Consider the following 10366-nt stretch of genomic DNA (forward strand, 5'->3'; position numbering starts at 1 on the left):
ACCAGCACCTCGCCGCGGCCCAGCCGGCGGCGCTGCTCGGCGCTGAGCGGCGTGAGGTCCGTGCGCACGAGCCGGACCGGATAGTCGAACTGCGCATCGAGCTCGCGCACGCGCTCGCGCCGCGCCGGCGGATCGAGCGGGGCGAGGTCGCGCACCAGCAGGTCGACCGTGCCGCGCATGAAGTTGCGCACGTAGTCGTTGGTGACCTCGGACGCGCCGATCAGCACCAGGCCTTCGACAAGCAGGATCAGCGCCAGCACCGCCAGCCCCAGCGAACCGCCCATCATGAAGGACGTGTTCACCATGCCCGAGGCCAGGCCCGATTCGCTCGGCGCGACCTCGCTCATCGCCGCCAGCAGCACCGGGTTGAAGGCCACCCCGGCGCCCAGGCCCAGCAGCAGCATGCCGGGCAGCACGTCCAGCCAGAAGCCGCCGTCCGCCGGCGCCCGCGCGAACAGCGCCAGCCCCAGCGCCGCCAGCAGCAGCCCGCCGCACAGCGGCTTGCGCAGGCCCAGCTTCATCACCAGCTTCGCCGACAGGCCGACCGAGAAGGCCGCCATTATCAGGTTGGCCGGCAGGAAACCCAGGCCCACGTGCATCGCGTCGTAGCCCAGCACCAGCTGCATGTAGAGCGCCGACAGGAAGAACCACGCGAACATCGCCGCCGCCCAGAGCACGCCGATCACGTTGGACACCGCCACCGAGCGCAGCCGGAACAGCGACAGCGGCATCAGCGGATGCGCCACCCGGGTCTCCAGCACCAGGAAGGCCGCCATCAGCGCCGCCGCCACGCCCAGCAGGCCCAGCGTGCGGGGCGAGGTCCAGCCGGCCTCGTTGCCGTTGACGACGGCGTAGACCGCCAGCATCAGCGACAGCGTCACGGTCACGGCGCCGGCCCAGTCCAGGGTCTCGTCGGGCGCCGTCGGGCCGGCGCGCCCGATCAGCCACAGGCACAGGCCGATCACGACCGCGCCGATCGGCAGGTTCACCAGGAAGATCCAATGCCAGCTCAGCGTGCTGGTCAGCAGGCCGCCCAGCAGCACGCCGATGCTGCCGCCGCCGGCGCAGACGAAGCCGTAGACGCCCATGGCCTTGGCCCGCTCCGCGGGCTCGGTGAACATGTTCATGATCAGCGACAGCGAGATCGCCGACACCACCGCCCCGCCCAGCCCCTGGACCGCGCGGGCCGCGATCAGCAGCCCCTGGGTGTGCGCCAGGCCGCAGGCGGCCGACGCGGCGGTGAACAGCGCCAGCCCCGCCAGGAACATGCGCCGGTGGCCGTACAGGTCGCCCAGCCGGCCCCCCAGCAGCATGAAACCGCCGAAGGTCAGCATGTAGGCGTTGACCACCCAGACCAGCGAGGTCTCGGTGAAGTGCAGGTCGGCGCGGATCGAGGGCAGGGCGACATTCACGATGGTCGTGTCCAGCACGATCATCAGCACGCCCAGGCAGAGCACGCCCAGCGCCAGCCAGCGGCGCCGCTTCGGATCAAGGTGAGCAGTCATGGCGGATTCGCATCCATTCAGAGGGGGTGGCAGGACCCGTGACGGCTTCGTGAAGACAGACGGGGTTTCGCTTCACGACGATCGGGGCTGACGGATTTCTACATCCTCGTTGTCGGTCGATCGCCGACGCGCGCTGACGCCATTGCAGGACCCGGCGATGCGTCATCGGCGTCTGCCTCGGCGGCATCGACGGGCGGACCATGCGTCAGATCCAAAGGAGACCGCCATGAGCATCACCAAGCACGCCAAGGCCGCGAGGACCGAACCTACCAGCTTGTTCAAGACCGCGCTGTTGCTGTGCAGCCTCGCCATGACCATCGGCCTGCTGTTCAGCGCGGTGCAGGACGCCCGCGGCGCGGGCCTGGAGGACGACGGCGACGCCGGCTCGACTCCGGCCTCGTTCACGGTCGGCGACGACGGCTGACGCGTCGCCGCCGGCGCGTCAGCATTCGACGATGTTGACCGCCAGACCGCCGCGGGCGGTCTCCTTGTACTTGGTCATCATGTCGGCGCCGGTCTCCCGCATGGTCTTGATGACCTTGTCCAGGCTGACATGGTGGGTGCCGTCGCCGCGCAGCGCCATGCGCGCCGCGTTGATGGCCTTGACCGAGGCGATCGCGTTGCGCTCGATGCAGGGGATCTGCACCAGGCCGCCGACCGGATCGCAGGTCAGGCCCAGGTGGTGTTCCATGCCGATCTCGGCCGCGTTCTCGGCCTGGGCGGGCGTGCCACCCATCACCGCGCACAGCGCGCCGGCGGCCATCGAGCAGGCCACGCCCACCTCGCCCTGGCAGCCGACCTCGGCGCCTGAGATCGAGGCGTTCTCCTTGTAGAGGATGCCGATCGCCGCGGCCGTCAGCAGGAAGTCGACGATGCCGTCCTCATTGGCGCCATGCACGAAGCGCGCGTAGTAGTGCAGCACCGCCGGCACGATGCCGGCCGCGCCATTGGTCGGCGCGGTCACGACGCGGCCGCCGGCGGCGTTCTCTTCATTGACCGCCAGCGCATACAGGTTGACCCAGTCCATCACCTGCAGCGGATCACGCAGCGCCGCCTCCGGATGCGCGACCAGATCGCGGTACAGCGCCGCCGAGCGTCGCTTCACCTTGAAGCCGCCGGGCAGGATGCCCTCGGTGCGGCAGCCGCGCTGCACGCATTCCTGCATCACGCGCCAGATTTTCAGCAGGCCCGCGCGCGTCTCCTCGTCGGGACGCCAGTGGCGCTCGTTGCGGCGCATGATCTCGGCGATCGAGCAACCTTCCTGTTCGGTCAGCGCGAGCAGCTCGGCGCCGGTCTTGAACGGGTAGGGCAGCACCGTGGTGTCCGGCGCGATCTGCTTCTGCTTGGCGCCGTCGGCCAGGACTTCCTCGGTGACGACGAAGCCGCCGCCGACGGAGTAGTAGACGCGGTTCTGCAGCTCGTTGCCTTCGGCGTCGTAGGCGATGCAGCGCATGCCGTTGGCGTGCAGCGGCAGGCTCTGGCGCCGGTACATCACCAGGTCGCGCGCCTCGTCGAAGGCGACGACATGGTCGCCGCCCAGCGCGATGCGCTTGTCGTTGCGGATGGCGTCGAGGATGCCGGAAATGCTTTCGATGTCGACCGTGTCCGGCTCATGGCCGGCCAGGCCCAGCAGCACGGCCTTGTCCGAGCCGTGGCCCTTGCCGGTCGCGCCCAGCGAGCCGTACAGCCCGGTGGCCACGCGCACCGTGCGCTCGAGCACGCCCTCATGCCGCAGGCGCTGCACGAACATGCGCGCGGCGCGCATCGGCCCGACGGTGTGCGAGCTCGACGGCCCGATGCCGATCTTGAACAGGTCGAAAACGGAAACTGCCATGGCGGACCTCGTGGGTATTCCCTTGCGGGCTTGCGCCGTCCGGTTCTGCGCGCTCGTGACGCGCCGACCGTGCGGCCTTGAAAGAAGCTAGGCCAAAAAGAAGGCCGCGTCAGCGGCCTCCTTGATTCACCCTGATCACTCGTCAGCGTAGGCCGAGAGCGGAGGGCACGAGCAGACGAGATTGCGGTCGCCGTAGACGTTGTCCACGCGGCCCACCGGCGACCAATACTTCACGTGACGCAGCGCCGGGACCGGATAGGCCGCGTCGTCGCGGCTGTAGCCATGCGTCCACTCGGTCTTGAGCAGGCTCTCGGCGGTGTGCGGCGCGTTGAGCAGCGGGTTGTCCGTCTTGGACCAGGCGCCGGACTCGACCTTCGCGATCTCCTCGCGGATCTGGATCATCGCGGCGATGAAACGGTCCAGCTCGAACTTCGACTCGCTCTCGGTCGGCTCGACCATCAGCGTGCCGGCGACCGGGAAGGACAGCGTCGGCGCGTGGAAGCCGTAGTCGATCAGGCGCTTGGCGACGTCCTCGGCGGAGATGCCGGAGCTGTCCTTGAGCGGGCGCAGATCCAGGATGCACTCGTGGGCCACGCCGCCGCCCTTGACGCCGTCGATGTTGCCGCTGAAGTGGATGTCGTAGTGGTCCGACAGACGCGCGGCCACGTAGTTGGCCGACAGGATCGCGGTCTCGGTCGCGGCCTTCAGGCCGGTCTCGCCCATCATGCGGATGTACATCCACGAGATCGGCAGCACCGCCGCGTTGCCCAGCGGCGCGGCGGAGACGGCGCCGATGGCGGTCTTCTCGCCCAGGCCGGCCGAGCGGTGCGCCGGCAGGAAGGGCACGAGGTCCTCGACCACGCAGACCGGGCCGACGCCCGGGCCACCGCCGCCGTGCGGGATGCAGAAGGTCTTGTGCAGGTTCAGGTGGGACACGTCGCCGCCGAACTGGCCCGGCGCGGCGATGCCCACCAGCGCGTTCATGTTGGCGCCGTCCACGTAGACGCGGCCGCCGTGTTCATGCACCAGCGCGCAGATCTCCTTGACGTGGGTGTCGAAGACACCGTAGGTCGAGGGGTAGGTGATCATGATCGCGGCCAGGTTGGCGCTGTGCTGCTCGCACTTGGCCTTCAGGTCGGCCAGGTCGATGTTGCCTTCCTTGTCGCACTTGGTGACCACGACCTGCATGCCCACCATCTGCGCCGACGCCGGGTTGGTGCCGTGCGCCGACTCGGGAATCAGGCAGATCTTGCGATGCGCGTCGCCACGCGACTCATGCCAGGCCTTGATGATGAGCAGACCGGCGTACTCGCCCTGCGAGCCGGCGTTGGGCTGCAGCGAGACGCCCGCGTAGCCGGTGGCCTGGCACAGCCAGGACGTGAGCTGCTGGTCCAGCTGGGCGTAGCCCTGCAGCTGGCTCTGCGGCGCGAAGGGGTGCACCTGCGCGAACTCGGGCCAGGTGATGGGGATCATCTCGCTGGTCGCGTTGAGCTTCATCGTGCACGAGCCCAGCGGGATCATGCTGCGGTCCAGCGCCAGGTCCTTGTCGGACAGCAGGCGGATGTAGCGCAGCATCTCCGTCTCGGAGTGGTGGATGTTGAAGATCGGATGCGTCAGGTAGGCGCTGGTGCGCGAGAGCGCGGCCGGCACCAGCGTGGTCGGGGCTCCGGCCGCGGCGAAGGCGTCCGGCACCGGCTTGCCCTCGGCGAAGACGGTCAGCAGCGCCTGCACGTCGGCGCGGGTGGTGGTCTCGTCCAGCGTCAGGCTGATGCTGTCCTCGCTCGCGCGGCGCAGGTTCATGCCGGCGGCGACGGCGGCGGCCAGCACCGGGCCGGTGTGCGCGCCGGTCTTCACGTGCAGCGTGTCGAAGGCGGTCTCGTGGGCCAGCGTCAGGCCCAGCGCCTTCAGGCCCTGCGCCAGCACGGCGGCGTAGGCGGCCACGCGCTGCGCGATGCGCTTGAGGCCCTGCGGCCCGTGATACACGGCGTACATGCTGGCCACGACGGCCGGCAGCACCTGCGCCGTGCAGATGTTGGAGGTGGCCTTCTCGCGGCGGATGTGCTGCTCGCGCGTCTGCAGCGACAGGCGGTAGGCGGGCTTGCCGTGCGCGTCGACCGACACGCCGACCAGGCGGCCCGGCAGCGAGCGCTTGAACTCGTCGCGGCAGGCCATGTAGGCGGCGTGCGGGCCGCCGGCGCCCATGGGCATGCCGAAGCGCTGGGTGGTGCCGACGGCGATGTCGGCGCCTTGCTCGCCGGGCGCGGCGATCAGCGTCAGCGCCAGCAGGTCGGCCGCGGCCACCAGCAGGCCACCGTGCGCGTGGACCGCGTCGGCGATCGCCTGCAGCGGGCGCACCACGCCGGTCACGCCGGGGTACTGGATCAGCGCGCCGAAGCACTCGGCCTTGCCGGCGTCCTCGGCGGGGCCGACCTGGACGGTGATGCCCAGCGGCTCGGCGCGGGTGCGCACGACTTCCAGCGTCTGCGGCAGCACGTCATCGGCGACGAAGAAGGTCTGGCTCTTGCTCTTGCCCACGCGCGCGGCCAGCGTCATCGCTTCGGCGGCGGCGGTGGCCTCGTCCAGCATCGAGGCGTTGGCGATGGCCAGGCCGGTCAGGTCGCAGACCATGGTCTGGAAGTTGACCAGCGCCTCCATGCGGCCCTGCGAGATCTCGGCCTGGTAGGGCGTGTAGGCGGTGTACCAGGCGGGGTTCTCGAGGATGTTGCGCAGGATGACGCCCGGGGTCAGGGTGCCGTGGTAGCCCTGGCCGATGAAGGACTTGAGGATCTGGTTCTTGCCCGCGATGGCCTTGAGCTCGGCCAGCGCCTGCGCTTCGGTCACGGCGTCCGGCAGGTCCATCTTCGCGGCGCGCTTGATGGCGGCCGGCACGATCGCGTCGATCAGCGCGGCGCGCGAGGCGCTGCCGATGGCCGACAGCATCAGCGCTTCGTCGTGCGCGTCGGGACCGATGTGGCGGGCGTGGAACTCGACGGCGTTCTCGAGTTCGGCGAAGGAGGGCAGGGCGGACATGGCGGGGCGATCCTGGAGATGAAGTTCTTTGCGGCGCAAGGCCTGCCGGGCTCCCTCTCCCGCTTGCGGGAGAGGGCAGGGGGGAGGGCCAGCGGCGGCGGCAGGCCTGACGAGGCCTTGCGCGCAGGGGGCGACGATTAGGAGTTCTTCACCAGCTCGTCATAAGCCGTGGTGTCCATCAGCCCGTCGAGTTCCGCCGGGTTGGACAGCTTGACCTTGAAGAACCAGCCCGACTTCAGCGGGTCGGTGTTGGCCAGCGACGGGTCGCGCGCAGCGCCTCGTTGACCTCGACGATCTCGCCCGAGACCGGGGCGTAGACGTCGGCGGCGGCCTTGACCGACTCGACCACGCCGGCCACTTCCTTGGCGGCGAAGGACTTGCCGACGTCCGGCAGGTCCACGAACACGACGTCGCCCAGCGCGTCCTGCGCGTGGACCGTGATGCCCACGGTGGCGATGCCGTCGGTGGTGTCGACCCACTCGTGGTCGGGCGTGTACTTGATGCTCATGGAGAGGCTCCGTGCAATCGGATGGTTGGAACGGGAATCCCGAGGACGACTCGCGTCGGCTCGAGGGAACGGGGGGACGAGGTGACCCAGGATCGTGGATCAGCCGCGGAAGTATCCGTTGGGCGTGAACGGCGTGGAAGAGACCGTCATCGGGGTGCGCTTGCCGCGGACTTCGGCGAAGAGCTCGGTGCCCAGCGCGGCGTACGGCGTCTGCACATAGGCCAGCGCCACCGGCTTGCCGACCGTCGGGCCCAGCGTGCCGCTGGTGACGACGCCGATCTCCTGGCCGTCGGCATTGACGAGCTTGGCGCCTTCGCGCACCGGCATGCGTTCGGAGCTCACCAGGCCGACCCGCTTGCGCGCGGCGCCTTCGGCGAACTGGCGGTCAATGACGGTCGCGCCGGGATAACCGCCGGCGCGCGCGCCGCCGGCGCGGCGCACCTTCTGGATCGCCCAGGTCAGGGAGGCCTCGACCGGCGTGGTCGTCGTGTCGATGTCGTGCCCGTACAGGCACAGGCCGGCTTCCAGGCGCAGCGAGTCGCGCGCGCCCAGGCCGATGGGCATCACCTCGGGCTGGGACAGCAGCTTGCGCGCCAGCTCGACGCTGCGATCGGCGGCGACGGAGATCTCGTAGCCGTCCTCGCCGGTGTAGCCCGAGCGGGTGACGAAGGTGGGGATGCCGTCCAGCTCGAAGAAACCGCCGGTCATGAAGACCAGCTGGGCGACGCCCGCGTTCAGGCGCGACAGCGCGGTCACCGCCTGCGGGCCCTGCAGCGCGAGCAGCGCCTGGTCGGGCAGAGGACGCACCTCGCAGCGGCCCGACAGATGCTTCTGCATATGGGCGATGTCCTGGTCGCGGCAGCCGGCGTTGACGACCACGAACAGGCCGTCGGTGCGGCGGGCCACCATCAGGTCGTCGAGGATGCCGCCGTCGTCGGCGGTGAAGAGCGCGTAGCGCTGCTTGAACATCCCGAGGTCGACGATGTCGACCGGCACCAGGGTCTCGAGCGCGGCGGCGGCGTCGTCGCCCACCAGCAGCACCTGGCCCATGTGGGAGACGTCGAACAGGCCGGCCTTGGCGCGGGTGTGCTTGTGCTCGGCCATCACGCCGGCGGGGTACTGGACCGGCATGTCGTAGCCGGCGAAGGGCACCATCTTGGCGCCCAGTTCCAGGTGCAGCGCGTGCAGGGGGGTTTTGTGCAGGGGCGTGTTCAGGTTCTGATCGGCGGACATGTCTCGCTCCGAGGGCATTCGTCATGACCACCCGACTGTGAACCGATCACGTCCGGGTGGGGGAGATGCCCTCGCTGTCCGCTTTACCTGAGAGATTGGCCGCCGGTGGTTGACCGGTGGCTTGCCCCTTCGGTGGACGGGCTCGACCGGTGGTCCGCCCCGCCTCTCTCCAGTGAGGACGCCCGATGTCTCGGGCGTTTCGTCAGTCCTTTTGCCTGAGCGTTCGCAGCGTGGGATCGCCAGTGCCACTGCGCCTTCGGCGGCCCCCGCGAGGGGGCTCTCTCCTGACAGGCGCGCATTGTAGTCATGGAAATGACCCGGTCCAGCCGGACGTGCACAATCGCGCCCATGCGACTCCTGCTGGTGGAAGACGACCTCATGATCGGCGAGCAGCTGCTCGGACTGCTGCGCGCCGAAGGTTATGCCGTGGACTGGGTGCGCGACGGCGAGATCGCCGACACCGCGCTGCAATCCCAGACCTACGACCTGGTGCTGCTCGACCTGGGCCTGCCCAAGCGCGACGGCATGAGCGTGCTGCAGGCCCTGCGCGGGCGCAAGCAGACGGTGCCGGTGCTCATCGCCACCGCGCGCGACGCCACCGCGCAGCGGGTGGCCGGGCTCGATGCCGGGGCGGACGACTACGTGCTCAAGCCCTTCGAGCTCGACGAGCTGCTGGCCCGCATCCGCGCGCTGCTGCGCCGCGCCGCCGGCCGAGCCGAGCCGGTCTACGAGCACATGGGCGTGAGCATCAACCCCGCCACGCGCGAGGTCACCGCCAACGGCCATCCGGTGACGCTGTCGCAGCGCGAATGGGCGGTGCTGGAGCCGCTGCTGGCGCGCCCCGGCATGGTCCTGTCGCGCCAGCAGCTCGAGGAGAAGCTGTACGGCTGGAAGGACGAGATCAGCAGCAACGCCGTCGAGGTCTACATCCACGGCCTGCGCAAGAAGCTGGGCGCCGAGCTGATCCAGAACGTCCGCGGCGTCGGCTACCGCGTGCCCAAGGAATGAACGCGGGCCTGGAGCCCGACGCGCCGCGGCGCGGCCGGTTCGTGTTGCTGCCGCGCTCGCTGCGCTACCGGCTGCTGCTGTTCCTGCTGGGCGCGATGCTGACCAGCGCGCTGATCCAGGGCATGAGCGCCTACCGCAACGCGCTGATGGAGACCGACGAGATCTTCGACTACCAGATGCAGCAGGTCGCGCTCTCGCTGCGCGCGGGCATGGGCACCGGCCTGCCGCTGCCGCTGGGGGAGGAGCAGAGCATCGACCTGATCGTGCAGGTCTGGGGCCTGGACGGCACGCCGCTGTACCGCTCGGCCGGCCCGGACTGGCTGCCGCAGCGCGCGGTGCTGGGCTTCTCGAATGTCGCGCTGCGCGGCAAGCGCTATCGGGTCTTCGCGGTGCAGGGCCGTTTCCAGGTCGTGCAGGTCGCGCAGGACATCGCGGTGCGCCAGCGCATGGCGGGGCAGCTCGCGTGGCGCACGGTGCTGCCGACGGCGCTGATGCTGCCGATGCTGGCGCTGGTCGTGTGGTGGGTGGTCTCGCATTCGCTGGCGCCGCTGGAGCGGGTGCGCCAGCAGCTGTCGCGCCGCGCGGCGCAGGACCTGGCGCCGGTCGACGACGAGGACCTCCCCGCTGAGATCCAGCCGCTGGTCACCGAACTCAACGGCCTGCTGGACCGCGTGCGGCAGGCCTTCGAGCAGCAACAGCACTTCGTGGCCGACGCGGCGCATGAGCTGCGCTCGCCGCTGGCGGCGCTGAAGCTGCAGCTGCAGTCGCTGCGGCGCGCGCCGGACGACGCCGCCCGCGCGCAGGCGCTGGAGAAGCTCGGGCAGGGCATCGACCGCGCGTCCCATCTGATCGAGCAGCTGCTCGCGCTGGCGCGGCAGGACAGTGCCAGGGCGCAGGCGCCGTCGCAGCCGATCGCGCTGGATGCGCTGTGCCGCGACGGCGTGATCGACGCGGCGACGCTGGCGCAGGCCCGTGGCATCGACCTGGGCATGGAGCGCTGCGATGCGGTGCTGGTGGATGGCCACCGCGAGGCGCTGACCATGCTGCTGCGCAACCTGCTGGACAACGGCATCAAGTACGGACGCAGCCGCGTCGACCTGAGCCTGGAGCGCAGCGGCGGCATGGCGCTGCTGGTGGTCGAGGACGATGGGCCCGGCATTCCCGACGCCGAGCGTGGCCGGGTCTTCGACCGCTTCTACCGCTCCGAGGCGCAGGCCCAGCAGGCCCCGGGCAGCGGCCTGGGCCTGG

General features: G+C 70.1%; 7 protein-coding genes, 1 pseudogene and 2 riboswitches. Of the genes and pseudogenes, 3 read left to right on the plus strand and 5 right to left on the minus strand.

Going from position 1 to position 10366, the window contains the following annotated elements; genetic code table 11:
• Window positions 1–1505 (minus strand): MFS transporter (locus FUT87_RS15025; protein WP_255511854.1); only part of this gene is annotated, 1505 nt, incomplete at its 3' end.
• Window positions 1506–1731: 226 nt separating this feature from the next.
• Here FUT87_RS15025 and FUT87_RS15030 point away from each other — a divergent pair.
• Window positions 1732–1929 (plus strand): hypothetical protein, encoded by a 198-nt coding sequence (locus FUT87_RS15030; protein ID WP_147241538.1) that lies wholly within the window; start codon window positions 1732–1734, stop codon window positions 1927–1929.
• Window positions 1930–1947: 18 nt separating this feature from the next.
• On the opposite strand, the gene FUT87_RS15035 is transcribed toward FUT87_RS15030, so the two are convergent.
• The 4 genes and pseudogenes from FUT87_RS15035 to gcvT all read right to left on the minus strand — a co-directional run bounded on the left by FUT87_RS15035 (window position 1948) and on the right by gcvT (window position 8110).
• Window positions 1948–3339 (minus strand): L-serine ammonia-lyase, encoded by a 1392-nt coding sequence (locus tag FUT87_RS15035; protein WP_147241539.1) that lies wholly within the window; start codon window positions 3337–3339, stop codon window positions 1948–1950.
• A 135-nt stretch (window positions 3340–3474) separates the two neighbouring features.
• Complete coding sequence (gcvP, locus tag FUT87_RS15040; protein WP_147241540.1) at window positions 3475–6369, minus strand: aminomethyl-transferring glycine dehydrogenase; 2895 nt, start codon at window positions 6367–6369, stop codon at window positions 3475–3477.
• A gap of 137 nt (window positions 6370–6506) precedes the next feature.
• Window positions 6507–6877, minus strand: a pseudogene (gene gcvH, locus FUT87_RS15045) (glycine cleavage system protein GcvH).
• A 99-nt stretch (window positions 6878–6976) separates the two neighbouring features.
• The gene (gcvT, locus tag FUT87_RS15050) at window positions 6977–8110 is read right to left on the minus strand and encodes a glycine cleavage system aminomethyltransferase GcvT (protein ID WP_147241541.1); all 1134 of its coding nucleotides are present in this window, start codon (window positions 8108–8110) and stop codon (window positions 6977–6979) included.
• Window positions 8111–8174: 64 nt separating this feature from the next.
• A riboswitch (glycine riboswitch) is annotated at window positions 8175–8293 on the minus strand.
• A gap of 10 nt (window positions 8294–8303) precedes the next feature.
• A riboswitch (glycine riboswitch) is annotated at window positions 8304–8407 on the minus strand.
• A gap of 51 nt (window positions 8408–8458) precedes the next feature.
• Here gcvT and FUT87_RS15055 point away from each other — a divergent pair.
• Both FUT87_RS15055 and FUT87_RS15060 read left to right on the plus strand, forming a co-directional pair.
• The gene (locus FUT87_RS15055) at window positions 8459–9118 is read left to right on the plus strand and encodes a response regulator transcription factor (protein ID WP_091724043.1); all 660 of its coding nucleotides are present in this window, start codon (window positions 8459–8461) and stop codon (window positions 9116–9118) included.
• Window positions 9115–10366, plus strand: a 1252-nt coding sequence (locus FUT87_RS15060) for an ATP-binding protein (protein ID WP_147241542.1), incomplete at its 3' end; no start/stop codon positions are given. The genes FUT87_RS15055 and FUT87_RS15060, both read left to right, overlap by 4 nt.

The organism is Mitsuaria sp. TWR114 (assembly GCF_007997345.1).

Bases quoted from the DNA above. Each gene is read 5' to 3' on its own strand.
- FUT87_RS15055 (WP_091724043.1), top strand. From the start codon at position 8,459: ATGCGACTCCTGCTGGTGGAAGACGACCTCATGATCGGCGAGCAGCTG.
- FUT87_RS15030 (WP_147241538.1), top strand. From the start codon at position 1,732: ATGAGCATCACCAAGCACGCCAAGGCCGCGAGGACCGAACCTACCAGC.
- FUT87_RS15035 (WP_147241539.1), bottom strand. From the start codon at position 3,339: ATGGCAGTTTCCGTTTTCGACCTGTTCAAGATCGGCATCGGGCCGTCG.
- gcvT (WP_147241541.1), bottom strand. From the start codon at position 8,110: ATGTCCGCCGATCAGAACCTGAACACGCCCCTGCACAAAACCCCCCTG.
- gcvP (WP_147241540.1), bottom strand. From the start codon at position 6,369: ATGTCCGCCCTGCCCTCCTTCGCCGAACTCGAGAACGCCGTCGAGTTC.